At 72.0% G+C, this 23,560-nt stretch carries 22 protein-coding genes; 8 read left to right on the top strand and 14 right to left on the bottom strand.

Annotated features, from left to right (window positions below; all coding sequences use genetic code 11):
* Positions 1-22: 22 nt before the first annotated feature.
* Entirely contained in the window at positions 23-664 is a 642-nt protein-coding gene (locus ACYVD5_RS23080) for a rhomboid family intramembrane serine protease (RefSeq protein WP_461003219.1), read from the bottom strand.
* 508 nt (positions 665-1,172) lie between these two features.
* Here ACYVD5_RS23080 and ACYVD5_RS23075 point away from each other — a divergent pair.
* The 3 genes from ACYVD5_RS23075 to ACYVD5_RS23065 all read left to right on the top strand — a co-directional run bounded on the left by ACYVD5_RS23075 (position 1,173) and on the right by ACYVD5_RS23065 (position 4,792).
* Complete coding sequence (locus ACYVD5_RS23075; RefSeq protein WP_461003218.1) at positions 1,173-2,519, top strand: quaternary amine ABC transporter ATP-binding protein; 1,347 nt, start codon at positions 1,173-1,175, stop codon at positions 2,517-2,519.
* Between the two features lie 71 nt (positions 2,520-2,590).
* Positions 2,591-3,763: an ABC transporter permease gene (locus ACYVD5_RS23070; protein ID WP_461003243.1), complete on the top strand. Its 1,173-nt coding sequence runs from the start codon at positions 2,591-2,593 to the stop codon at positions 3,761-3,763.
* A 75-nt stretch (positions 3,764-3,838) separates the two neighbouring features.
* The gene (locus ACYVD5_RS23065) at positions 3,839-4,792 is read left to right on the top strand and encodes a glycine betaine ABC transporter substrate-binding protein (RefSeq protein ID WP_461003217.1); all 954 of its coding nucleotides are present in this window, start codon (positions 3,839-3,841) and stop codon (positions 4,790-4,792) included.
* A 106-nt stretch (positions 4,793-4,898) separates the two neighbouring features.
* Here the strand turns inward: ACYVD5_RS23065 and ACYVD5_RS23060 are convergent, their stop codons facing one another.
* The 3 genes from ACYVD5_RS23060 to ACYVD5_RS23050 form a co-directional block, all read right to left on the bottom strand.
* Complete coding sequence (locus ACYVD5_RS23060) at positions 4,899-5,402, bottom strand: hypothetical protein (protein WP_461003216.1); 504 nt, start codon at positions 5,400-5,402, stop codon at positions 4,899-4,901.
* Positions 5,403-5,734: 332 nt separating this feature from the next.
* Positions 5,735-6,694, bottom strand: coding sequence for an alpha/beta hydrolase family protein (locus ACYVD5_RS23055; RefSeq protein WP_461003215.1), 960 nt, complete (start codon positions 6,692-6,694; stop codon positions 5,735-5,737).
* Between the two features lie 353 nt (positions 6,695-7,047).
* Positions 7,048-7,845 (bottom strand): IclR family transcriptional regulator, encoded by a 798-nt coding sequence (locus ACYVD5_RS23050; protein WP_461003214.1) that lies wholly within the window; start codon positions 7,843-7,845, stop codon positions 7,048-7,050.
* A 290-nt stretch (positions 7,846-8,135) separates the two neighbouring features.
* On the opposite strand from ACYVD5_RS23050, the gene ACYVD5_RS23045 reads away from it, so the two are divergent.
* The 3 genes from ACYVD5_RS23045 (at position 8,136) to ACYVD5_RS23035 (ending at position 12,062) form a co-directional block, all read left to right on the top strand.
* Positions 8,136-9,119, top strand: coding sequence for a 5-dehydro-4-deoxyglucarate dehydratase (locus ACYVD5_RS23045; RefSeq protein WP_461003213.1), 984 nt, complete (start codon positions 8,136-8,138; stop codon positions 9,117-9,119).
* A gap of 17 nt (positions 9,120-9,136) precedes the next feature.
* Complete coding sequence (locus tag ACYVD5_RS23040; protein ID WP_461003212.1) at positions 9,137-10,435, top strand: enolase C-terminal domain-like protein; 1,299 nt, start codon at positions 9,137-9,139, stop codon at positions 10,433-10,435.
* Between the two features lie 88 nt (positions 10,436-10,523).
* Positions 10,524-12,062: an aldehyde dehydrogenase (NADP(+)) gene (locus ACYVD5_RS23035; protein WP_461003242.1), complete on the top strand. Its 1,539-nt coding sequence runs from the start codon at positions 10,524-10,526 to the stop codon at positions 12,060-12,062.
* Between the two features lie 210 nt (positions 12,063-12,272).
* Here ACYVD5_RS23035 and ACYVD5_RS23030 read toward each other — a convergent pair whose 3' ends face one another.
* Positions 12,273-12,833: a GbsR/MarR family transcriptional regulator gene (locus ACYVD5_RS23030; RefSeq protein ID WP_461003211.1), complete on the bottom strand. Its 561-nt coding sequence runs from the start codon at positions 12,831-12,833 to the stop codon at positions 12,273-12,275.
* Positions 12,834-12,957: 124 nt separating this feature from the next.
* Complete coding sequence (locus ACYVD5_RS23025) at positions 12,958-13,788, bottom strand: pentapeptide repeat-containing protein (protein ID WP_461003210.1); 831 nt, start codon at positions 13,786-13,788, stop codon at positions 12,958-12,960.
* A gap of 282 nt (positions 13,789-14,070) precedes the next feature.
* On the opposite strand from ACYVD5_RS23025, the gene ACYVD5_RS23020 reads away from it, so the two are divergent.
* Positions 14,071-14,778, top strand: a complete 708-nt coding sequence (locus ACYVD5_RS23020; RefSeq protein WP_461003209.1) for a hypothetical protein — start codon at positions 14,071-14,073, stop codon at positions 14,776-14,778.
* Between the two features lie 32 nt (positions 14,779-14,810).
* On the opposite strand, the gene ACYVD5_RS23015 is transcribed toward ACYVD5_RS23020, so the two are convergent.
* Complete coding sequence (locus ACYVD5_RS23015) at positions 14,811-15,587, bottom strand: TetR/AcrR family transcriptional regulator (protein WP_461003208.1); 777 nt, start codon at positions 15,585-15,587, stop codon at positions 14,811-14,813.
* Positions 15,588-15,707: 120 nt separating this feature from the next.
* Between ACYVD5_RS23015 and ACYVD5_RS23010 the strand changes: the two genes are divergently transcribed.
* Positions 15,708-16,664 (top strand): NAD(P)-dependent alcohol dehydrogenase, encoded by a 957-nt coding sequence (locus ACYVD5_RS23010; RefSeq protein ID WP_461003207.1) that lies wholly within the window; start codon positions 15,708-15,710, stop codon positions 16,662-16,664.
* Between the two features lie 25 nt (positions 16,665-16,689).
* Here ACYVD5_RS23010 and ACYVD5_RS23005 read toward each other — a convergent pair whose 3' ends face one another.
* The 7 genes from ACYVD5_RS23005 to ACYVD5_RS22975 form a co-directional block, all read right to left on the bottom strand.
* Positions 16,690-18,621, bottom strand: a complete 1,932-nt coding sequence (locus ACYVD5_RS23005; RefSeq protein WP_461003206.1) for an ATP-binding cassette domain-containing protein — start codon at positions 18,619-18,621, stop codon at positions 16,690-16,692.
* Positions 18,618-19,781 carry a DUF1611 domain-containing protein gene (locus ACYVD5_RS23000; RefSeq protein WP_461003205.1) on the bottom strand — a complete coding sequence of 388 codons (1,164 nt, stop codon included), beginning with the start codon at positions 19,779-19,781 and terminating at the stop codon, positions 18,618-18,620. The genes ACYVD5_RS23005 and ACYVD5_RS23000 overlap by 4 nt, the downstream gene beginning before the upstream one ends.
* Positions 19,782-20,021: 240 nt before the next feature.
* A complete protein-coding gene (locus tag ACYVD5_RS22995; RefSeq protein WP_461003204.1) occupies positions 20,022-21,698 on the bottom strand; it encodes a sensor histidine kinase in 1,677 nt (558 codons plus the stop codon).
* A complete protein-coding gene (locus ACYVD5_RS22990) occupies positions 21,688-22,053 on the bottom strand; it encodes a hypothetical protein (protein WP_461003203.1) in 366 nt (121 codons plus the stop codon). Before ACYVD5_RS22990 ends, ACYVD5_RS22995 begins: the two co-directional genes overlap by 11 nt.
* Positions 22,054-22,111: 58 nt before the next feature.
* Positions 22,112-22,537, bottom strand: coding sequence for a helix-turn-helix domain-containing protein (locus ACYVD5_RS22985; protein ID WP_461003241.1), 426 nt, complete (start codon positions 22,535-22,537; stop codon positions 22,112-22,114).
* A gap of 51 nt (positions 22,538-22,588) precedes the next feature.
* Entirely contained in the window at positions 22,589-23,026 is a 438-nt protein-coding gene (locus ACYVD5_RS22980; protein ID WP_461003202.1) for a MarR family winged helix-turn-helix transcriptional regulator, read from the bottom strand.
* A complete protein-coding gene (locus tag ACYVD5_RS22975; RefSeq protein WP_461003201.1) occupies positions 23,023-23,403 on the bottom strand; it encodes a hypothetical protein in 381 nt (126 codons plus the stop codon). Before ACYVD5_RS22975 ends, ACYVD5_RS22980 begins: the two co-directional genes overlap by 4 nt.
* Positions 23,404-23,560 lie beyond the last annotated feature (157 nt).

Raw genomic sequence — 23,560 nt, 5'->3', positions numbered from 1 at the left:
CCGCCGCCCCGGAAACGGCCGCCTAGAACCGCGGCGGCACGTACCCGCCGGGACCGGATCCGGGCCCGTAGCCGGGGTTTCCGCTGTAGCCCGGCCCGACCGGGCGGGCCCGCTGGGTCTTGGGCAGCACGTAGGCGGCGAACAGCCCGCCGAGGAAGCCGAACAGGTGCGCCTGCCAGGACACGCCCTCTTGCTGCGGCAGCACACCCCAGATGAGGGTGCCGTAGAAGAGGACGACGCAGATCATGATGACGATGTCGATGGTGCGGCGGTCGACGATGCCGCGCAACACCGTGTAGCCGAAGTAGCCGAAGACCAACCCGCTGGCGCCGACGGTGAGGGTGCCCGCGGGCGTGAGCAGCCATACGCCGACCCCGCTGATGACCATGACGATCAGGGTGGTCCACACGAACCGTCCCAGCCCGCCGAATGCGACGAGGGCACCCAGCACGAGGAACGGGATGGAGTTGCTCATCAGGTGCGTGAACCCGGCGTGCATGAACGGTGCGGTGAGCACGCTCCAGGCGTTATCGAACGTCCACGCGCGCAGCCCGAATACGACGTCGAGCGCTCCGCCGAAGACGGTGTCGACGATTTCGAAGACCCACATCGCGGCCAGCATCGCCGCGACGGTGAGGAAGCCGACTATCCGTGAGTGCGTCACCCCTCCGACTGTATGCGACCGCCCATCGGGCGGCCCAGGGAGGCGGTTCGGGTGTGAACGGGCGCTTGTAGCAATGGATCACGGTACTCACATGCGCTCGGTCTGAGCGTAGCCGTTTTGAGCTGGAAATACGCCGAAAATGTGACACCCATCACTTGGTGCTCTGGTGTGGCGCAAATCACAATCGGGCGGCGTGCGGTGGTCCAAGTCCGGTGCGCACGTCGACTTTCGGGGGTCGCGCAGACCGTAAACGTGTTATCTCTCCGTGACGATGCGAAGCGCTGGCTACATATTTCGTCGGTAAGGTTCGTTTCGCCATAAAAAGGACTTAAAAAGTGGTGATCGCACGTGCTGCGCGCGGAGGAGCCCTGGCCCGGGCGGACTTCTCTTCGAAGCGGACAGCGCGGTTCGGTCACCGAACGTAAGCGCATCGCCGGTGCGCGCGGAGGACCGCCGGGAGGGCGGTCCGCCGCTTCGCGCGGCCCCGGACAGACTCAAAGAGGAGACCGTGCCAGCAGTACGCGCAGACAAGCTCTACAAGATTTTCGGTAGGCGGCCCGCCAAAGCCGTCGAACTGCTGGCGGACGGCCGGCACCGCGACGACATCAAATCGCTGAACGTCACGTCCGCGGTCATCGACGTGTCCTTCGAGGTGCAGCCCGGTGAGATCTTCGTGGTCATGGGCCTTTCCGGCTCGGGAAAGTCCACGCTGATCCGGATGCTGAACGGACTGCTGCCGCCCACCGCGGGCACGGTCGAGATCGAAGGGACCGACCTCACCAAGCTGGCCAAGTCCAACCTGCGGAAGCTGCGCAGCGAGAAGGTCAGCATGGTTTTCCAGCACTTCGCGCTGTTCCCGCACCGCACCGTGCTGGACAACGCCGCATACGGGTTGGAGGTCCGCGGCGTCGCCCGCTCCGAGCGCGACACCAAGGCCCGCGAGGCGCTGGCCATGGTCGGCCTGGACGGCTGGGAGGAGAAGGTCCCCGGCCAGCTCTCCGGCGGAATGCAGCAGCGCGTCGGGCTGGCGCGCGCCCTGGCCGCCGACACCGACATCATCCTGATGGACGAGGCCTTCAGCGCGCTGGACCCGCTGATCAGGCGCGACATGCAGACCCAGCTGCTGGAGCTGCAGGCGTCGCTGGGCAAGACGATCATCTTCATCACCCACGACCTCAATGAGGCGATGCGCCTGGGTGACCGCGTCTGCGTGCTGCGAGACGGCCGCGTGGCCCAGATCGGTAGCGCCGAAGAGATCCTCAACGACCCGGCCAACGACTACGTCGCCCAGTTCGTCGAGGACGTCGACCGCACGCGGGTGCTCACCGCCTCGTCGGTGATGGAGGCGCCCATCCCGGTCATCGACCCCGGCCAAGGGCCCCGCGCGGCACTGCGCACCATGCGCGAGAACCAGACGCCGTCGGCGTTCGTGGTCCGCCGCAACCGGCAGCTTGTCGGCGCGGTCCGCGACGGAGACATCGGCGAGGCCGTGCGCGACAACGTCAAGGAGATCGACTCCCTGATCGACACCGCGGTGGAGCGCGTGCACGTCGACACCCCGCTCGCCGAGATGTTCGGCCAGGCCGCGGAGAGCACCTACCCGCTGGCTGTGCTGGACGGCGATGAGCGGTTGGTCGGCGTCATCCCGCGGGTGACGCTGCTGGCCGCGCTCGCGCCGACGTCCGGCGGCGACGAGGCCGAGGCCGGCGCCCCCGCTGCGGGCTCCGCCCCGTCCCCAGCCCCCGCAGACGGCGCCCCCGCCTCTGCCGACCAGACCACCGAGCACCCGGCCACCGAACCGGCCGGGTCCGATCCGGGCGACGACGCCCCGGCCACCGAAGGGAGCCGGCAGTGAGCCTGTTGACCTATGCCGTTCCCGTGCCGCGCATCCCCGTCGGCGACACCTTCGACGCCGGCATCAACTGGATGCGGGAGAACTTCGCGGCGTTCTTCGACTTCATCGGCCTGATCATCGAGTTCTGCGTCGAGTCCCTCTCGGCCCTGTTCAGCGCCCCGACAGCGACCCAGTTCACGCTGCTCGCCGCCGCGCTGGTGGCCGGCGGCCTGGTGGCGCGCAAACGCTACGTGCCGACACTCGTCGCCGTAGCCGTGTGGGCGGGTTTCTACATCGCCGAACTGGTGGGCGGCGTGGTGGCGACCGTGATCGGTTCGCTGCCCGCCCCGCTGTTCCTATGGGCGATGAACCTGTTCGGCGCCGAATACGTGTACCCGCCGCTGGTCCTGGCGCTGCTGCTGCTCGCGGCACTGGCCGCCATCGCCTTTGCTGCGCCGGGCGCCGCCGCCGGGCGCCAACGGCTGCTCACCGGTGCCTCGGTCCTGGGCCTGCTGGTGGTGCTGGTCCTGCACTTCATCGCCGGCGTGCAGCTGTCCCTGATCGTCGCCGCGCTGCTGGCCGGGTTGGCCTACGCCGTTGCGGGCTGGCGCGTCGCACTGTTCAGCGTGCTCGGCTTCCTGCTGATCATCAGCATGGAGAGCTGGGAGAACGCGATGAGCAGCCTCGCGCTGATCCTGGTGGCGACGCTGGTCGCGGTCCTGGTTTCGTTGCCCATCGGCGTGTTGGCCGCGCAGAGCAGGAAGGTCAGCACCGTGGTCAAGCCGGTGCTGGACTTCATGCAGACCCTGCCGGCGTTCGTTTACCTGCTGCCGGCGATCGCGTTCTTCAGCATCGGGACCGTGCCCGGTGTCATCGCCACGGTCATCTTCGCGATGCCTCCCGGCGTGCGGCTGACCGAGCTGGGCATCCGCCAGGTCGACAAGGAGCTGGTGGAGGCCGGCGAGGCGTTCGGCGCCCCGGACCTGCAGATCCTGCGCCGCATCCAGCTCCCGCTCGCGCTGGCCACGATCATGGCCGGCATCAACCAGATCATCATGCTCAGCCTGTCGATGGTCGTCATCGCCGGCATGGTCGGCGCCGGCGGGCTCGGCAACGACGTCTACACCGGTATCGCCCAGGGCGATGTCCCGGTGGGCTTTGAGGGCGGCATCGCCGTGGTGATCCTGGCGATCTTCCTGGACCGGCTGACCGGCGCGGTCACCCGGTTCTCCCCTGCGGCCCGCGCGCAGCGCGCGGCCGTCTGAGCCCCATCCCCCGCCCTGCCGTTACCCGCGGCGGCAGGGCTTCCCCTGAATCACCCGCACATAAGAGGAGGAAACATGAGCGAGCGCAAACGCTCCAGCAAGCTGGTGGGGGTCGGTGCCGCTGCCGTGTCCCTGGTGCTCATGGCGAGCGCCTGCGGCGGCGGTGGCGGCGGCGGTGTCTCGACGGGCCCTGAAGGGGGCGACGAGGCCGCCAACAAGGAGATCACCATCGGCCTCATCCCGTGGGAAGAGGACATCGCGGTCACCAACCTGTGGAAGGTCATCCTCGAGGAGAAGGGCTACACGGTCAACATCGAGAACGTCGATGTGGCCCCGGTCTTCGAGGGAACCGCAAACGGCGACATCGACCTGTACCTCGACACCTGGCTGCCCAACACCCACGGGGAATACTGGGACCAGTACGGCGACAAGTTGGAAGACCTCGGCGTCTGGAACGACGGCGCGAGCCTGGAGCTGACGGTGCCCTCTTACATGGAGGACATCAACAGCATCGAAGATCTCAAGGGCCAGGCGGGCACCTTCGATGGCGAGATCATCGGTATCGAGTCCGGTTCGGGCCTGGTGCAGACCACCGAGGACAAGGCGATGCCGGAGTACGGGCTGGACGGCGAGTACGAGCTGGTCAAGTCCTCCACCCCGGCGATGCTGGAGGAACTCGACACGGCGATGAAGGATGAGAAGCCGATCGTCGTCACCCTGTGGCGTCCGCACATCGTCTACGCCCAGAAGGACCTCAAGGACCTTGAGGACCCCAAGGGTGCGATGGGTAAGCCCGAGTCCATCCACAGTGTCGGCCGCCCCGGCTTCAAGGAGGACTTCCCGGACCTCGCCAAGTGGCTGGGCGAGTTCAAGCTCAGCGACGAGCAGATCGGCAACCTGGAGCAGGTCGTCATCGGCGAGTACGAGGGCCGCGAGGCCGAGGGCGCCAAGGCTTGGCTGTCCGACAACCCCGGTTACCTCAAGAAGGTCATGGGCGACGACGCCGAAGGGCTGGAGTTCAGCTCCTAACCGAGGCGCCGTTTCCGAACTGCGGGAACGAGCGGGCCGTGTCCGGCGGACACGGCCCGCCGTGCTGTCCGCGGGTGCCCGGCCCGCGCGGGTCGGTCCTGGGCCGTCAGCGGCCCGAAGCCAGGGAGCGGTCGCGCGGGGGGATCCCGGCCGTGCTCATGAACTCCTCGACCTTGGCCGGCGAGGTCATGCCGGTCAGCGGGAGGTAGGGGCGGCTGGCGCGGCGGCCCTCGACCGAGGGGAATTGGCGCGGCCGGCCGGCGATGTCGCACAGGCCGAGGGACCGGGTGCGCCCGGGCAGGACGTAGTAGGAGCCGAGGTCGGCGAAGGGGATCCGCACGATGTAGCGACCGCGGGTGTAGCGGAACTCCCCGTCCTCGACCTCCAGCACCGGCGACCGCAGCCGGGACCCGTGGACGATCAGGGCCAAGCCGCCGAGCAGCGCCAGCGCGCCCAGTGCCGACACCGTCCACCCGAGTAAGCCCGGCCCGGCAACCCCCGATACTCCGGCCGCCGCGGCGCCCGCGCCCACCAGCGCCAGGCCCGCTCCTCCGCCCAGCTCTGCCCGCTTGCGGCCCAGGGGACAAATCAACCGAACCGTTTCGGACACGGACATGCCTCTCTCATCGAGCATGGGACAAAGGGGTGCGGCACCCGAACCATATCGGTTCGCCGTGCGCTCGGACGGCGGTTTGCGGCGATCCGCCGTGCCGATTTCGCGCGGGTTCCAACCGGTGTGCGGGCGGGCGGGAACCCCCGCCGCTGCGGGCGGTTGGGCGCACCTCGGAACACCGGCGGCGGTCGGCCCATGACCCATGGCCCGCTCACGGCCCGCCCCTGCGCCGCGCAGGCGCCCGGCTGCACACACGCCGATGGCGGCCGCCCGCGGCGGCCGCCATCGGTCCTGCAGCGGGCCGGGCCGCGGTCGGCCCGGCCGATCGCTCAGGTGGAGTGCGGGCAGGTGTCGCGGTAGTCGGAGATGTCCGATCCGGTGCCCGGGGCCGGGCAGAGGAACTGCTCGTAGCGCTGGTCGTTGTCCACGAAGCGCTTCAGCCAGGAGATGCTGTACTTGGCGATCGTGGTGTTGGACAGGTTGGGCGCGAAGTGGCTCGCGTTGTTCAGTTCCAGGTAGGCCGAGTCCAGCGATCCGGGCAAACTCTCGTAGAACGGGATGGCGTGTTCGTTCACCCTGGCCACGCTGTCGTTCTCCGCGCCAACGATCATGGTCGGCACCTCAAGGTCCCCCCAGGTTTTGTCCAGGTTCCACGGGGTGAGCGGGATGGCGGCCTGCAGTTCGGGCCGGTCCGCCGCGACCTCCAGGGCTCCGCCTCCGCCCATGGAGTGGCCCATGGCCGCGAGCCGGCCGGGGTCGATGAGGTCGGCGGCCTCGCTGTCGTCGACCAGGTAGTCCAGTGCGGCACTGATCTGGCGGCCGCGGCTGGCGGGCTGGTCGTAGCGGGTGTTGGTGTCGATGGTGAAGACGACGAATCCCTGCGAGGCCAGCCGCGGGCCGAGCCACGCCAGGGTGCTGGAGCTGGCGGTGTAGCCGGGTGCGGCGACGACCGCGCCGAACGTGCCCTCGCTGTCGTCGGTGGGGTAGTAGACGGTGCCGCCGCCGAATCCGCGCACCAGCGAGGAGACCCGGTCCTCGGTGGTGTCGAACGGTCCGGTGGCCGCCTCGATGCTGTCCTCGGTGGGATCGGGGCCGCGTTCGTAGGGGTTCTCCTGGGCCTGCGCGGGTGCGCCGGCGGCGGCGACACCGCTGAGAGCAAGTGCGAGAGCCGCGGCCAGTCGCCCGGCCCGCTGCAGCGGGCGCAGCAGGGCCGGCGCGGCCGGCGCGGTGCCGGAGGTGGTGGCGGCCGCCGGATCCGGGCGGTCGCCGGGGGTGCGGGGTGCGGTCATGGGCGTGCTTCCTTTGCCTCGGGGCGGAGGCGCCGGAGCCGTCCGCGCTCAGGCGCGGCCGTGCGGCGCTTCGGGATCTCCGCCGTCGGTTGCTGCCGGGTGCGGGCGGCGCGGGTGCGAGCCGGGCAAGCGGTCGGGGTTGGGGGACGGTCTCGGCCCGGGCCGGTCCGCCGGCATTCGGGGGATGCCGGTGCCCGCGGCCAGTGCTGTCCGCGGGCACACGGTAACCATCCGCAATCGCGGCACGGTCGCGCATCCGTTGAACCACCGGTTTTGGGAGAACCCTTAAAAGAAGGCCGGAGTCCGGCGGAAGACGGCCGGCGACTCCGCACGGAGAAACCGGTCGTCCGCGCTCAGCTGCGGGTGAACCCCCCGAACGCGGTCGAAGCGCCCCGCTCCAGCGCAATCCGCACCTCGGCCAGCGCGCCGATCGCGGTCTCGGCGACCTCGGGCGTGTAGCGGGCCGCGGGCAGCGAGCAGCTCACTGCGTCGACCGCGGGCCGGTCGTAGCCCAGTGCGGTTCCGATGCAGCGCAGCCCGACCACGTTCTCGCCGTCGTCGGTGGCGTATCCGCGCCCGCGGATCGCGGCGAGCTCGCGGAACAGGGCGGCGCGGTCGGTGATGGTGTGCGCGGTGACCGCGGGAAGTTCGGCCGGCAGCAGCGCGTCGACCTCGGCGTCGGTGCGTTCGGCCAGCAGCGCCTTGCCCAGCGAGGTGCTGTGTGCGGGCAGGCGGCGCCCCACCCGGCTGAACGGGCGCAGGTAGTGGCGCGACTCGCGGGTGGCCAGGTAGACGACGTCGGCGCCGTCGAGGCGGGCGAAGTGCACGGTTTCGCCGAGCCGCTCCGACAGCGCGTCCAGGTGCGGATTGACCATGGCGGCGCGCGGGTCGGAGTCGATGTACCCGGTCCCGGCGAGCAGCGCGCGGATACCGACCGCATACAGCGAGCCGGTGGGGTCGGTGCGCACCCACCGGCGGCCGACCAGGGTCTGCAGCAGCGCATAGAGGCTGCTGCGCGGCACACCCATGTGTTCGGCCAGTTCGCGCAGTGTGGCGGGCCGGTCGAGTTCGCTGAGCACCTCCAGCAGTTCGACCGTGCGTGCGGCGGACTTGACCTCCCGCACACTGCGGTCGCCCGTGTCGTCGGTCACCACGACCTCCACTGCGCCGGTCCGTGCGGCGCTGGCTCAGCGCCGTCCATCCATCAGGATTGTATCCAGGTGGGTGGATGGCGCGGGGCGTATCGGTGCTGCGTGCGCCGTGCCCGGCCTGCCGGCGGGGATGGGGGCGGGGTCGGGCGGGCCCCGCCGCGCCGCCGGCCCGCCCGCCCCGGTGGACCTGCGGCTCCGCCCGCACGGCGGGTGCGGGTGTATTGACGTGTTGTGCCACCCCGAATAGCCTCGATCTGCATACAAAAATGTTGTCTACATATGGAGACGCCTTGAGTGTAGCGGTAGCACCCGGAGAGGTAGACCGCCCCGACCACGTCCGCGAAACCGCCGAACGGCTCGCCCGGGGGATGGGCAACGCGGTGCTCGCGTTCCCTCTGACCCCGTTCGACGCCGACGGCGCCTTCGACCGCGACGCGTTCGCCGCCTACCTCGACTACCAACTCGCCGGCGGACCCGGTGCACTCTTCGTCGCCTGCGGCACCGGCGAGTTCGCGAGCCTCGGTATCGGCGAGTACGAAGCCGTGGTGCGCACCGCCGTCGAACGCGCCGATGGCCAGGTGCCAATCGTTGCCGGTGCGGGCTACGGCGCCCCGCTGGCCGCCGACTTCACCCGTGCAGCCGAACGCGCAGGCGCCGACGCCGTGCTGCTGCTGCCGCCCTACCTGCTGCGCGGCCCGCAGCCGGGCCTGGTGGCGCACACCCGCGCCGTTGCCGCCGCCACCCGCCTGCCGGTCATCGCCTACCAGCGCGACCAGGTCGCCCTCACCCCCGAAAGCGCCGCCGAACTCGCCGCTGTGCCCAACGTCATCGGGCTCAAGGACGGCCACGGCGACCTGGACCGGATGCAGCGCCTCGTCCGCTCCGTCCCCGGCGACTTCCTCTTCTTCAACGGCGTGCCCACCGCCGAACTCCAGGTACGCGCCTACGCGGCCACCGGAATCCCCGCCTACTCCTCGGCGGTGCACGCCTTCGCCCCCGAGATCGCCACCGCCTTCTTCCAGGCGTTCGCCGCCGGCGACACGGCGATCGTCGACCGGCTGCTCGACGGCTTCTACATTCCCTGGGTACGGCTGCGCGACCAGGGCACCGGGTACGCGGTCTCCCTGGTCAAGGCCGCCGCCCGGCTGCGCGCCACCGAGATCGGCGCCGATGTCGGCCTCCCGCGCGCGCCGCTGGCCGAACCCGCCCCCGAGCACCTCGCCGAAGCCGAACGGCTGCTGACCGCTGGGCTCGACCTGGTCCGCAACCCCTGAGAACGCCAAGGACGGCCATGACCGAAGCCACATCCACCGGCAGCCGCGTCCGCGAGGTGCGGGTCACCCCGATCCTGATCACCGACCCGCCGCTGCTCAACCTCCAGGGCGTGCACCAGCCGCTGACACCCCGCACGATCGTGGAGGTCGAGACCGAGTCGGGCCGTGTCGGGCTCGGCGAAACCTACGGCGACACCGACTACCTCAGCGCGGTGCAGCAGGTCGCACCGCTCCTGGCCGGCACCGACGTCTCGCGGCCCACCGTCCTGCGCAGGCTCATCGACGAGGCGCTGGGCGACGAGGAGACCACCGCGGCCGGCGGCGCCGCCCCCGCCGCCGGTCTGCGCGGCAAGCGCGACCTCGCCAAACTCAAGGCCAGCGTGTTCTCGGTGTTCGAGGTGGCCTGCCTGGACGCCTGGGGCCGGATGCTGGGTGCGCCCGTGCACGCTTTGCTCGGCGGGAAGGTGCGCGACCGCGTCGACTACAGCGCCTACCTCTTCTACAAGTGGGCCGGCCACCCCGGTGCCGAACCCGACGGGTGGGGCGCCGCGCTCGACCCGCAGGGCATCGTGGAGCAGGCCCGGTTGTTCGCCGACCGCTACGGGTTCGGCTCCATCAAGCTCAAAGGCGGGGTCTTCGAGCCCGACCAGGAGATCGCGGCCGTGCGCGCCCTGCGCAAGGCGTTTCCCGACATGCCGTTGCGCCTGGACCCCAACGGCGCATGGTCGGCCGAGACCGGCGAGCGGGTCGCCCGCGAGCTGGCCGGCGTGCTGGAGTACCTGGAGGACCCCGTGGCCGGGGTCGACGCCATGGCCGGGATCCGCGCCGCCACGGACCTGCCGCTGGCCACCAACATGTGCGTCACCGGGTTCGACGAGGTTCCCGAAGCCTTCGCCAAGGACGCCGTGCAGGTGGTGCTGTCCGACCACCACTTCTGGGGCGGGCTGCGCGCCACGCTCGACCTCGCCGCGCTGTGCCGCACCTACGGGGTGGCGGTGTCCATGCACTCCAACACCCACCTGGGCATCAGCCTCGCCGCGATGACCCACGTCGCCGCCGCGGTCCCCGACCTGCACCACGCCTGCGACACCCACCGCCCCTGGCAGCAGGAGGACGTGATCACCCGCCCGCACACCTTCGAGGGCGGTGCGGTGGAGGTCTCCGACGCCCCCGGGCTCGGGGTCGAGTTGGACCAAGGGGCACTCGCCGACCTGCACCGGCGCTGGAGGGACGGCCGAGTGCGCGACCGCGACGACGCGGGCGCCATGCGCGCCGTGCACCCGGACTGGACCGCGCCCCCCGTGCCGCGCTGGTAGCACCGGTGCACGGGGCCGGCCGCCCGGACCCGCAGCGCCACAACCGGATGTGCACAATTTGCAGACCATGCAGAAAGGCAAGGACTCGATGACCGAAATCGTGAGTACCGACCCGCGTACCGGTTCCCCGGTCGAGACGGTCGCCGCCGAGACCGGCACCGCCGAACTCGACGCCGCCTGCCGCGCCGCCGCCGCGGCCGCACCCGGCCTCGCCGCCCTCGGGCGGGCCGGGCGCGCCCGGATGCTGCGCGGCATGGCCGCCGAACTGGAGGCCGACCGCGAAACCGTGGTCGCCCTGGCCGACCGCGAGACCGCACTCGGCCCGGGCCGCCTCAACGGCGAGCTGACCCGCACCTGCTTCCAGCTCGGCCTGTTCGCCGACGCGATCGAGGAGGGCTCCTACCTGGAGGCCACCATCGACCGCCCCGGCGACACCCAGATGGGCCCGCGCCCCGACCTGCGCCGCATGCTGCTGCCGCTGGGGCCCGTCGCGGTGTTCGGCGCGAGCAACTTCCCGCTGGCGTTCTCCGTGCCGGGCGGTGACACGGCGGCGGCGCTGGCGGCCGGCTGCCCGGTCGTGGCCAAGGCGCACCCGGCCCACCCCGCCACCTCCGAGCGGACCTTCGCGGCACTGCAGCGCGGGGCCGCAGCTGCCGGCGCCCCCGCCGGCACCATCGCCCTGGTACACGGCACCGCGGCGGGCGCCGAGCTGGTGGCGCACCCGGCGGTGCGCGCGGTCGGGTTCACCGGGTCGGTGCGCGGCGGTCGCGCCCTGTTCGACATCGCCGCATCGCGCAAGGACCCCATCCCGTTCTACGGCGAGCTCGGCAGCGTCAATCCGCTGGTGGTGACCCCCGGCGCTGCCGCCGCCCGCGGCACCGAGGTCGCGGACGGCATCACCGGGTCGTTCACCCTGGGCGCCGGCCAGTTCTGCACCAAGCCCGGGCTGGTGTTCGTGCCCGGCGACGCGGCCGGCCGCGCGGTCACTGAGCGCATGGCCGAGTCGGTGCGCGGGCTCGCCCCGGGCGTGCTGCTCAGCGAGCAGGTCCGCGGCGGCTACGACACCGGATCGCGCGGCCTGGCCGACAGCGAGGGGGTCGACCTGCTCGCCGAAGGCACCGCCGCCGGTTCCGAAGGGTGGGGCGCGCCGGTGCGGCTGCTGGCGACCGACGCCGCCGCACTCACCGCGGAAACCGCCGAGGAGTGCTTCGGCCCCTCGACCCTGCTGGTGACCTACCGCGACCGCGCCGAGCTCGAAGCGGCACTGGAGCGGGTACCGGGGTCGCTCACCGCGACACTGATCGCCGAGGACACCGAAACCGAGCTGGTGTCGGCGCTGGAGCCGGTGCTGCGCGAACGGGCCGGGCGCATCGTCTACAACGGCTACCCCACCGGAGTCGCCGTCGCATGGGGCATGCACCACGGCGGCCCGTGGCCCGCGTCGACCAACGTGCTGCACACCTCGGTCGGAATCACCGCCATCCGGCGCTTCCTGCGCCCGATGACCTGGCAGAACGCCCCGCAGCAGCAGCTGCCCGACGAGCTGCGCGACACCCCGGAGTCCGCACTGCCGCGGCGCATCGACGGCGAGCTGACCGGGAAACCGGGCAGCGGGCTCGACGGCTGAACCACCGCCCCGCCCTGCCCCCGCCCTCGCACGCGCCGGTTCCCCGAGTGAGCGGGGGCGGCGGGGCAGCTCCTCGCCTTCCGCCCGCCTGGCGCCGCGGCCGGGTTTCGGACGGGGACCCGGCCGCGGCTGCTCGGGCAGGTGGGATGCGGCCGGGTAGCGGTCGCGCGGCGGGTGCGCGGCCGGCGGGCCGGCGGGTGCCGGGCGGGCTTACCGCGGCCCGCTGGGCTCCCCGTTGCCGTCTTCCTTGCTGTGCCACAGGTCGCGGATCCGGCTGTACTCCTGGGACAGGAAGGAGTACATGTCGTTCATGTCGCGCAGGCGCCGCAGCTGTTCGGGGGGTGCGTCGGACAGCTCCTGCAGCCCCTTGGCGGTGAGGTCGCGGACCATGGCGGCCTCTTCGACGCGCTTGTCGATCTCCTGGCGCCACATGCCCGGCCGGAGCCGGTAGTAGTGCTTGCGGGAACCGGGCACCGCCACGCGTTCCAGGGCGCCCGCGCGCTGCAGCATCCGGACGCTCATGCTGATACCGCCGCGGCTGGCGCCGAGCGCGGCGGCCAGGTCCTCGGCGGACTGCTCGGGCGGGTCGCAGACGATGAGCCACCCCAGCATCCGCCCTTCCATGCGGGGCAGGCCGCGCTCCTCGAAGAACTGGCCGAGTTCCTCGGCGAAAGCGCGCCGCCGTTCCGAGCCGGGGTTGGGGCCGGCGGGCGCGGTGTCCTCCCGGGCCTTGCGGTCCTCCTGCTGGTGCTGCTCCTCGCCGGTGGTCATGCCGCCGACCATACCTGCACAGTAGGTTTATTCAATAATTTCTGAAAATTCGGAAGAAAAATAGGTGGCGGAATGCCCGGCGACCGCGCCGGCACACCGGCGGCGGCAACCGCGCCGCTGCCGCCTACCAGTGGTCCGGGCGCACCAGCGCGGGCGGCAGCTTGGTGGCGGAGTCCCCCTGGGCCGCGTTGGCCTGCGGCTGGGTTACGAACAGCGCACCGGTGAGGTCGGCGCCGCCCAGCCGCGCATCGCGCAGGTCGGCGCCGATCAGATCCGCCTGCCGCAGGTCGGCGCCGCGCAGGTCGGCGGCGATGAGGTAGGCACCGCGCAGATCCGCGCCGCGCAGGTCGGCCTTGCGCAGCTTGGCGCCCATCAGGTCGGCGCCGGCCCGATCGCGGGTGCGTCCGGGCAGCTGCGCCCGAGCGAGCGCGCTCGCGCGTCTCAGTAGCGGTTTGGCCTGTTCGCGCAGCGCGCCAGGCTCGGCCGCCTCCAGTTCGTCGGCACCTGCACGGGTGAGGAGCTCGGTCCGCTCCTGCAGGCCGCGCAGCTGATCGTCGATCGGTGCGGATGTGGCCAGCCCGCGGGCCTCGGCCAGGTACCACAGCAGCTCGTGCAACTGCCGCATCGCGGCGAACGCGGAGAACATCGAGTGCGCCGTGCCCGGGTCGGCGCGCCAGGAGCGGCCGGCGAAGGTGACCTGCGAAACCTGCTGGCCGGCGCCGAAGCAGTCGAACACCGAGCAGCCGCGGTAGCCCTCGCCGCGCAGCCGCGCGTGGATGCCGCAGCCGTAGTCCTGCTGCAGGTGCGTGCACGCCTGCCCGGCCGCCTTGTCGACGGGGAAATCGGCCGAGGCCGAGAACGGCAGTGCGGCGCAGCACAACCCGAAGCAGTTGCCGCAGTCGGCCCGCAGCTCCGGCCCCGCCCGCCCGCTCTGTTCGGGGGCACTGTGTGGCAACTCGGTCGCTCTCCTGTCCGCTGGTCTTCCGTTCACCGGCTCGGCGGCACGGAGGTTCGGCGGCCGCCAACCGGCCACCGGCCAGTCTAAATCCGCCGATTGCCCAGCGGACCCGCCCGTCCGTTTCGCGGTTTCCGGCCGGCTGTTGTGCGGGGAATCCAGTGCGACAAATGCCGGGCTCTGCGAGAGAATCCCAAGGTTCCTGCCCACTGCCCATGATCCCCCGACCCCTTCATCCCCCCGGGCGCCGCCATCGCGCCCCATCTTGGAAAGTGCTGCAATATGAACCGGGTACAAACCGCCGCGCTGTCGCGCGGTTTTCGGATTTCGGTACTGGCCGCCGCATCGCCTCTCATGCTCGCCGGCTGCGGCGGCCCCGATCTGGGGTCGATGCGCTCGGGTCCCATCCCGGAGAAGGCACCGGAGCTGACCGAGGGCGACCTCCCTCCCGAGCCCGGTGACGACGCGCCGTTCGCCGCCAAGGTGGAGTGGAACCTGGTGGAGTCCACCAGCCGCTTTGCGCGCACCACCGACCCCGAAGCGGCGGCCGAATGCCCGAAGTTCGATACCAGCCAAGACTCCGAGATCGTCTGCACCGTCGTCTTCCGCGGGGCCGAGGCCGAATGGGAGGTCACCATCAACGGGGGGCGGTTCTTCGCGTCCTCGGAGATGCTGCCCCGCGGCCGCCAGGTTGTCCGCGACGTGGCCGAGGACATGCTGCGCTTTGAGACGGACACCAAGACGGTCCGCTGCGACATGGACAAGGTGCACGTGGTGCCTGTGCAGAGCGGCGGCGAAGACGAGCCTGTCACCTGCGAGTGGGGCCGCGCCGAGGACAGCTGGAAGACCGAGGAGCGCCAGGGCACCGTCCGGATCCAGACGTCGTCGCCCGCCGCGGGCATGGGCGGCAGCGGGTTCTGGTTCGCCTCGCCGGAGGAGCAGGGTTCCTCCGGCGACGGAAGCAACGGCGGCAGCGGGGGGCGGCGGTAGGCCGCGCAACGGCGGCCACATCGGCACATCGATCAGGTGTGCGGCGCACTGCCCGGGATGCGGTCCAGGCCCATGGGTGCGGGCGGCGGTAGCGGGGCCGCGGTCTCTGCGCGCAGGGACTGCAAGAGGTAGGCGACCAGTCGCCGCGATGCGGCGGCCGCGACCTCCGGGGATTCGCCGGCCACCCCGTTGTTGGCCAGTAGCAGCAGCACGATGTCATCGGGCCGGAAGTCGGTGCGCAGGCGGCCGGTCTCCTTGGCGCGCTGGACCAGCCGCGCCAAGGCCTCCTCGGCGCGGTCGCGTTCGTGCTCGAAGCCGGCGTTGTGCGGGAAGCGGGACAGGAACGCCGCGGTGAAGCCGCGGTCGGCGACCTGCATGGCGCAGACCCGCTCGATGACCGAGCAGAATCCGCGCCAGGGGTCGGGGTCCTCAAGGGCTTCGTGCAGAATGCCGACGCAGTGGTCGAGCTGTTCGGCAAAGGCCGCGGCCACCAGAGCATCGCGGGTGGGGAACCGCCGGTAGACGGTGGCGACCCCGACACCGGCGCGGCGGGCGATCGCGGCGACGGGCACGTCGATCCCGTGGACCATGTAGGCCGCCCGGGCGGCGGCGAGGATGCGCTCCCGGTTGTCGCGGGCGTCGGCGCGCAGCGGGCGGGTGCCGGACTCGGCGGGGGCCGCGGAGTCGGGGGGTTCTGCGGGTCCCGGCGCGCGCGTTGCGGGATCCGCGCCGGTGTCCGCATCCGGCGAGTCCCCATGGGAGGCGGCGGCCCCGGAAACCAGGGCATTGTGAGAGGAACGACCAGGCATGTTTCTCACTTTAGACTAACCGGACGACCCCATCCACTTATCCGGCTAGCGTGGCGGCGTAAGCGGATAAGACGCTGCTCGCCGCCGTCGGGCGCGGGCACAGTGGGAACGGACGGCCAGATGAGCGGTATGCGCGCGGTGTTCTACGACCGGTTCGGTCCGCCGGAGGTGCTCTACGTCGGCAGGACCGCGGTGCCGGAGCCGGCGCCGGAGGAAGTGCTGGTACGCGTACATGCGACCAGCGTCAACGGGGGCGAACTCATGGGGCGGGCCGGTCGGGTGCCCGTGGTCACCGGGCGCCGCTTCCCCCTGCGGATCGGCATGGACTTCGCCGGCGAGGTCGCGGCGACCGGCTCCGCTGTGCGGGGGCTGCGCGAGGGCGCACGGGTCTGGGGCGCCCTGCCGCGCGGGCGGTTCGGCGCGGCGGCCGAGTACGTGACCGTGCGCCCGCGGCAGTTCTCGTTCGTGCCCGACAGCCTGACCATGGTCGAGGCGGCGTCCCTGCCGGTCGGCACGAACGCGATCACGGCGCTGCGCAGCAAGGCCGGGCTGCAGGCGGGCGAACGGCTTTTGGTGCGCGGCGCCAGCGGCGGGGTCGGCAGTGTCGCCGTCCAGCTCGGCAAGGCGCTCGGTGCGCACGTCACAGCGTTGGCGGGCCCGCGGAACCTGGACTTCGTCCGCGGCCTGGGCGCCGACGACGCCATTAGCTACACCGCAGTGCAGCCCGCGGACCTGGGGCCCTTCGACGTGGTCCTGGACACCGCGGGCACCGACCACGCGGCCTTCCGGCGGCTGCTGGCGCCGGGTGGGCGCATGGTGGCCATCGCCTTCGACAGCCGGCGGATCGCGGCCGGACTCGCCTACGTCCTCGCGTCGTCGGTGTATGGTCCGAGCCGGGTCCGGTTCTTCAGCGGCAACCCGCTCCACGACGATTTCGCCGAGCTGGCGGGTTACGTCGAAAACGGTGCGATCGCCCCGGTCGTCGACTCCGTTCACCCGCTGGCGGACATCGCCGGCGCGCACCGCGCCCTGGAGGGCGGCGGGGTGCGCGGCAAGCACATCGTCGAGGTGGGCTGAGGCGGACGGGCCGGCCCGCCCGCCGTCACCCGAAGTTCGCCGGGAGGGCGGGCGGCGGTTCCGGCGGACCGGCCGGGCCGTCCGGGTCGGTCAGGGCGGTCGCGGCGGCCGGGTCGGGCGGACCGGACGGTTCCCAACCCGGCCGGGCTTCGTGCAGCAACCCGCGGGACAACTGCCAGACGATGTCGGCCGACCGCAGCCGTTCCGCGCGGTGGGTGACCACGACGACCGTGCCGCCGAACTCCGTGATCACCCGGTCCACCACGTGCGCCGCGCGGGAGTCGAGATGGGCGTCGGCCTCGTCCAGCAGCAGCAGCCGGGGACGCTGCAGCAGCGCCCGGGCCAGCGCCACGCGCTGCTGCTGCCCCGCGGACAGCCCGCCGCCGGACTCCCGCACCGGGGTCTGCAGCCCCAGCGGAAGCTCCGCGATGACCTCGTCCAGCCCGCTGGCGCGGATCGCCTCGCGCAGCCGCCACCCGTCCGCCTTCGGATCGGCGTAGCGGACGTTGTCGGCGATGGTGCCGCGCAGCAGCGGCAGGTGCGGCCCGGCCAACCCGATCGCCTTGCGGACGGATTCGTTCCGGCAATGGGCGATGTCGGCCCCGTCCAGCAGTACCCGCCCGCCGTCGGGCGCCGTAAGCCCGGCGGCCAGCGAGAGCAGCGTGGATTTGCCGCTGCCGTTGTGGCCGGTCACGGCCACCACGCTGCCTGAGGGAACCCGCGCGTTGACCCCCAGCAGTACGCCGTCGATCCGCACGTCTTCCAGGGTCAGCGCGCCGCCGCCCTTCGGCAGTTCCGGGGCGGATTTGCCCGGTCGGCGGCGGCGCGGGCGGGCGAGTTCGGTGCGGACCTGGCGCATGGCGACGGTGCAGGCCGAGCGGTACTCGCTGACCCGGGTGAGCTCGCGCAGCGGTGTGATCATGATGCCCACGACGGCGATCGCCGCGGTCGCCGCCCCTGCTCCCTGGCCGGAAGCGGCGGCCGCCGCCAGCACACCTGCGGTTGCCATCAGCGCGGTGGCCTCGCCGATGGCGCGCGTGGCGCCGATCGCACGGGCGCGGTGTACCTGGGCGTCGACCAGTTTGCGTGAGCGGTGCTCCAGAACCCGCCGCTCGCCCCGCTCGCGGCCGAAAGCCTGGACGACCAGCGGGGCGCCGACCCGTTCCACCACGTGCGAGGCCACCCGCGACTGGCGGCGCCGCGCCGCCAGGTGCGCGGAGCGCAGCCACGGCGACAGCGCCGTGGTCGCGCCGAGGCCGACGGCGGCGACCGCGCCGGCCGCGGCTGCGATCGGCGGGGCGATCAGCGCGAACGCGACCAGGCACCCCGAGAGCAGCGGGACCGCGACGGCCAGCTTGGCGAGACCGAGGCTGGCCCACCGCCGCAGCGCGCTCAGGTTGCCCATCATGCGCAGGGACGTACCGCCGGTGGAACGCCCGCGGCCGGCTTCGCGCGAGGGGGCCGAGGTGATCCGGCGGAACAGGCTCGTGCGCACATCGGCGACCCACGACTGGCCCAGCCGTTCGGCCAGGACCCGTTCGGCGTACAGCAGCGCGGCACTGACCAAGACAAGTCCGGCGAACCACCCCAGGGCGGGCGCGAGCGCGAATGCCGGGCCCGCCTGCCCGCCCGGGCCGCTCAGCCCGCCTGCGAGCCGGCCCACCAGCGACGCCCACGCGATCGCCGCCGCGGCCTGGCCGAAGCCGACGGCGACGAGCAGGACGAACGTCCAGCGGCGGTTGCCGGAGAGCAGCCGCGGGGTGCGTGCCGACGCGGGCGCCGGCGGGTCCGCAGCGGCGGCGGTGCCCGTCGACTCCGCTGTGCCCGCTGTGCCCGTTGCGCGTGCCGGCTTCGTGCCGCCTGCCCGGTCGGGCGCAGGGCCGCCGGCCGGGTCGGGCGTAGGGCCGCCGGCCGGGTCGGCCGCCGCAGCGGACGTTGCGGTGCCGGCCGCAGTCATGCCGTCCACTCCGCCACCGGTTCCAGCAGCGCATGGGATGCGAGCCCGGCGGCGATCGCGGGGTCGGCCAGGTCGGGCAACCCGTACACCGGGACGTCGAGGAGCCGGCCGGACTCGCGCACGGCCAGCGGCGAGGCGGTCATCCGCCCGCTGACCGCCAGTACCGGCAGCCCGGCGGCGCGCAACCGCTCGGCGCCGTAGAGAGCACCGGCGGCGTCGCCCGCTGCGAACACCCAGCCCTGCACCAGCGCCGCCATGCCGTCGTGCCGCAGTAAGGCGGCGGTCTCCGGCTGCAGCACGCCGTCGGCGACCTCCAGTACCACCGCGTCGGCTCCGGCGGCCACCAACCGGTCGTGCAGGCCGCGGGCCGCCGCGACGATGCGCTCCACCGGAACGCGGTAGGTCGTGGCCAGCCCGGCGTCGGTGAAGTCGGCGGTGTCGACCGCGCCGGCGTCGTGCAGCATCCACCGGTCGCCGCCGGCCCCGGTACCGGTGATCTTGGCGGCGCCGACCCGGTACCCGGCTGCGGCCAGCCCGCGGACCAAGCCCGCGCCCGTGGTGGTCTTGCCGGCGTTCATGGACGTGCCGGCGACCGCGATGGTCACCACTCCATGCCGGGCGCCGGCCGGAACGGCGGCAACCGGCCCGGCGAGGCCGACCATGTTGACGGGTTCGCCGAACGCGTCCGCCGCCAAGCCCACCGGCTCCAGCTTGGTCGGCTCGGCGAGCCCGGCGAACGAGCTGACCACCTCCGCGGCGATTCCGCCGGCGGCGACCAGGTCGCAGGGGCGCAGGTCGGCGGGCGGTTCGGCCTCGAACTGGTCGGGTGCGTAGCGCGCGCCGTAGGCCACCAGTACCTCGTCGCCGACGAAGAGGTGGACGCGTCTGCCGGCGGCGGACTCCAGCCGGGTGTGCTTGCCGATCCCGGTGACCCGGGCGACGGCGATGTCCCCGTGCCGCGGCCGCACCCCGGGCCCGCTCAGCACGTGGGTGGGGCGGTCGCCCTCCAGCGCCCGCGCCGTGTAGGAGACCTTGAGCGCGGCGCGCCGGGCATCGGCGAGCCGGCGGACTTCGGCGCCGGAGGGAGCGGCGGCCGCGCCGGTGGAGGAGGCGGAGGGATCGCGGGGAGTGGGAGACGTTGAAGCGGGTGATGCGAGCATTCGTAAACCCCTGAGTTTCGCTGTGGCGGGACCCGCCAGGGACAACCGAAAGCCTGGTTGCCGCGGATGAGGTTCCCCTGAACCGAATATGAGAGCTCTTTAATGGGGGGATCGCGACGGCCGCGACGGCCGCGGCGCGGAGGGCGGGGGCGGCCCGGGCCGGTGGTGCGGATGGGCGGCCCGGCCGGGCCGCCCATCCGGTGCGGTCGCTGCCGCGGGGCCGGGCCGCCGGGCGGCGCATTAGGGCTGTTCGCCCCGCGGCTCGCAGGGCAGCACCAGGGTGAACAGCGCTCCTTCACCGGGCGCCGAACGCACCTGCACGGTGCCGTGGTGGGCCTCGGTGATGGCGTGCACGATGGCGAGTCCCAAACCCGCGCCGGAGCGGTCCGCGCGGCTGCGTTCGCCCCCGCGGAAGAAGCGGTCGAAGATACGGTCCTGGTCCTCGACGGAAATGCCGGGACCGGAATCGCCGACCCAGAAGCACACGTGCCGGCCGTCCGGTGAAACCCGCGAACCGGTGCGGATGGTGTCGCCCGGTGCCGTTTGCTGCAGGGCGTTGTGGGCGAGTTGCTGCATCGCCTGGGTGACGCGCTGCGCGTCGAGGTGGGCGGTGCCTTCGGCGATCTCGTCCAGCCGCCAGTCGCGGTCGCCGAGCGCCCGCACCTTCGCGTCGACATCGCTGGTCAGTTCGGCCAGCGACACCCGGCTCGGCTTGAGGAAGTCCGGCCGCTGCACCTTGGCGAGCAGCAGCAGCTCCTCGACGATGCGCGCCATCCGGTCCAGCTCATCGGTCACCAGCCGGATGGTTTCGCTGCGCTCCTGCGGGTCGTCGCCCATCACCTCCAGGTGCCCCCGCACGATGGTGATGGGCGTGCGCAGCTCGTGGCCCGCGTCGTTGACGAACCGGCGCTGCGCGGAGAACGCGTCCTCGAGCCGGCTCACCATCGCGTTGAACTGCTGGGCGAGCGCCGCGACATCGTCGTTGCCCGGCGCGTCGATGCGGCGGGTCAGGTCCTCCTCGGTGATCTGGGCGGCCGTCTGGCGGACCAGCCGGATCGGCGCCAGGATCCGCCCGGCCACCCACCAGGCCGCCGCGCCCACGATCACCAGGCCCGCCAGGCTGACCAGGACGAGCGTGCGCATGGTGCTGCTCACCTCGGCCATGTCGGCGTCGACGAAGTAGCCGATCACGAACCAGCCGTGCGGGGTGGCCGGCGTGGCACCGCCCGCGGGTTCGACGCGCAGCTTCTCCCACCGCAGCAGCCCCTCGGGAGTCTGCGTGACTCCCCGCCCGTTGGGCGAGCCCAGGATGTCCCGGCGGACGGGGACATCGGCGGAGGCGTCGAACAACGGTGTCTGGCCCTGCCGGATCCGCCCGGTGGGCACGGTGGCCTGCGGGTTGTCGTGCACGTAGCCGAAAATGATCTCGTTCTGGTCGGGGTGCTGCCGACTGAGGTGCACCCGGAACAGCCCTTCGATGTCGGCGAAGCGCTGCCCGGTGGCGGGGTCGGTGCCCACCGCCGCGAACTCTTGGAACTCGTCGATCTCCTGGCTGAGCGCGCGGTCGATGCGGTCGTCGACCTCGGTGCGCAGGGCCTGCCAGGTCGCGATGTTGACCAGCGCCAGCGCCGCGGTCATCAGCAGCACGACCCAGGCCATGATCCGGGCGCGCGCCGGCATGCGGCGGCGGCGCGCGGCTGCGCCGGATTCGCCGGGCTCGCCGGGTCCGGGCGGATCGGTCGGTTCGGCCGGATGGGCCGGATCGGTGGGACCTGTCGGCGCAGCGGGATCGCCGCCGCGCAAGGACCGGCCGGCGTGCGGCGGTATCGGCACGGTCGGCGCCTCGGCGTCGGCATCGCCGCCTGCGCCGGTCCCCGGCGGTGCTGCACCACCGGTCCACTGGCCGTCAGTCGTCATCGCCGCCCCCGTCGTCGGAGTCGTCGCCACCGTCGTCGTCGTCATCATCGTCGTCGTCGGTGACGGCCGGCGGCGGGGCGACCACCTCATCGTCGTCGTCGTCATCATCATCGTCGCCGGTGCCGCCGCCGGGCGTGCCGGTGCCCCCGGGCGTCGGACCGGCATCGGGCGGGTGCCCGCTACCGGGAGAAGGAGTCGGGGGCGGCGGGCCCGCAGTGGAGGACTCGCCCACGGTCACCGTGTCGGGCGGATGCGGATCCGGAGTCTGCCGCCCGGTGGCCCAGGCCATCGCACCGAAGACCAGGACGACGACCAGCAGCACGCCGAGCAGGATGTTGCGGTGCACAGGTCTCATACCCACCGATCATCCACGCCGGAGCTCAGCCGGAGATGAAGCGGCGATGAGGATCTCTTCACCTCCGCAGTTGGGGGCGCGGTGCAACGCGCGGGCGGACGGCACGATCCTGCAGCGTGCGCTGCGGCGACCTGACGCACTGCGGGAGCGCGCGCAGGAGGGGCAGGGCCGCCCCGCAGCCGGCGGTCAACGGGTCACGGGCCCGCGGCGTCCGGCGCGCGGCCGGAGCCCCCCCCGGAAGGCCGTCGATGTTCCGGAGGCGCTGCTCCGTCCATTCGTCGGCTTGTTCCGACATTGCCCGTGCCCAGAGGCCGCGCAGATATCCCGAAGGAGCCTTCAGGACGGTTTCGCATTCGTCGACGATGTCGCCCGGAGGTATCCGACGGCCTCGTTCATAGTCACCGATATTGCTGTGGGCCTGCAATTCGAGCAGTTTCGCGAGACTGCGCTGCGATATACCTAGGCGCATTCTCATTCTTCGGATCTCGATGCCGAGTACGTGTCTGTCCGGAACTGAGCAGGGCGTTGGCGTGGCTCATGCGTCCATCGCGTAGGAGCGCTCGATCAGGTCGGTCATCGCCTGTTGGAAGTCGCGGCGCTTCCGGTCGCTCCAGCCTCTGGTCAGCTCAGCGAACACTTCCTCCTGCCAACGATGCGCCTGGTCCAGCATCGACTGACCCGCAGAGGTGAGTGATGCTTCGCGTCGTCGGCCATCGGTCGCGGACGATGCCATGACGAGATATCCGGCTGCCGTGGCGCTCTTGATCAACCGTGACGCGCCGCTCTGGTCGATCCCGACCTCCTGCGCGATCGCGTTCACCGTTGCCGGGGTCGCGCGCAGGCTCAGCGCATGGACCGCCTCGCAAACGAGCACCAGCCGCCCCTGCTCACCGCCCGTGTCTGCTGCGACAGACCGACGTGACCAGTGCCTGACGAAATGAAACAGGACCTGTCCCGGGCCGAGGCCTGTCACTCGGTTGTCGCCATCTCGCGGCAGATGTAGGCCAGCTCGAGAGCGGCCTTGAGGTCCGGCAGCCTGAGAGTAGCCGTGACCTTCCCGGCGGTAGCGCGGAAGACCGTCGCTACCCGCGTGGATTCCGCGTTCTCGGGCCAGGTCGCGTCTTCCTCGACCACCATCAGTCGCTCGCTGACAGGGTGCCAGGACCGCGGGACCAACTTGATCCCCGAGCGCTCCACCCACTCGGCAAACTGCGCAGGCGTGATCGGACCCGCGCCCTTCGGGCCGAGCACAACGACCGGATCGCCGACCGCCCGCGCAGATCGCTGCAGGTCGCCGGTGTTGACGCTCGCGTGCCACTCGTTGATCGCTTCTTCAAGGTTGGGTTCCATGACCAAATTCTATGCGATTCGCATACATCTACGCTTGGGTGACTGCGACATCAACCTCCTGCCCCGCAACACCGGCCATGGGGCAAGACGACACTGACGCGGGCGCTGTGCGGCGCCCACTTGTTGGCGGCGACCCTGCTGAGGCTGTGGGCGGCCT

It is taken from the genome of Streptomonospora sediminis (genome assembly GCF_054778995.1).
The sequence above is the reverse complement of the archived record's forward strand: the minus strand, read 5'-3'. Positions and strand labels throughout refer to the sequence as shown.

Excerpts from the sequence above, each read along its gene's own strand:
- ACYVD5_RS23010 (WP_461003207.1), top strand. The coding sequence starts at position 15,708 with ATGAGCGGTATGCGCGCGGTGTTCTACGACCGGTTCGGTCCGCCGGAG.
- ACYVD5_RS23020 (WP_461003209.1), top strand. The coding sequence starts at position 14,071 with ATGAACCGGGTACAAACCGCCGCGCTGTCGCGCGGTTTTCGGATTTCG.
- ACYVD5_RS23065 (WP_461003217.1), top strand. The coding sequence starts at position 3,839 with ATGAGCGAGCGCAAACGCTCCAGCAAGCTGGTGGGGGTCGGTGCCGCT.
- ACYVD5_RS22995 (WP_461003204.1), bottom strand. The coding sequence starts at position 21,698 with ATGACGACTGACGGCCAGTGGACCGGTGGTGCAGCACCGCCGGGGACC.
- ACYVD5_RS23035 (WP_461003242.1), top strand. The coding sequence starts at position 10,524 with ATGACCGAAATCGTGAGTACCGACCCGCGTACCGGTTCCCCGGTCGAG.
- ACYVD5_RS23005 (WP_461003206.1), bottom strand. The coding sequence starts at position 18,621 with ATGACTGCGGCCGGCACCGCAACGTCCGCTGCGGCGGCCGACCCGGCC.
- ACYVD5_RS23040 (WP_461003212.1), top strand. The coding sequence starts at position 9,137 with ATGACCGAAGCCACATCCACCGGCAGCCGCGTCCGCGAGGTGCGGGTC.
- ACYVD5_RS23070 (WP_461003243.1), top strand. The coding sequence starts at position 2,591 with ATGCGGGAGAACTTCGCGGCGTTCTTCGACTTCATCGGCCTGATCATC.
- ACYVD5_RS23000 (WP_461003205.1), bottom strand. The coding sequence starts at position 19,781 with ATGCTCGCATCACCCGCTTCAACGTCTCCCACTCCCCGCGATCCCTCC.
- ACYVD5_RS22975 (WP_461003201.1), bottom strand. The coding sequence starts at position 23,403 with ATGGAACCCAACCTTGAAGAAGCGATCAACGAGTGGCACGCGAGCGTC.
- ACYVD5_RS23015 (WP_461003208.1), bottom strand. The coding sequence starts at position 15,587 with ATGCCTGGTCGTTCCTCTCACAATGCCCTGGTTTCCGGGGCCGCCGCC.
- ACYVD5_RS23055 (WP_461003215.1), bottom strand. The coding sequence starts at position 6,694 with ATGACCGCACCCCGCACCCCCGGCGACCGCCCGGATCCGGCGGCCGCC.
- ACYVD5_RS23030 (WP_461003211.1), bottom strand. The coding sequence starts at position 12,833 with ATGACCACCGGCGAGGAGCAGCACCAGCAGGAGGACCGCAAGGCCCGG.
- ACYVD5_RS22990 (WP_461003203.1), bottom strand. The coding sequence starts at position 22,053 with ATGAGACCTGTGCACCGCAACATCCTGCTCGGCGTGCTGCTGGTCGTC.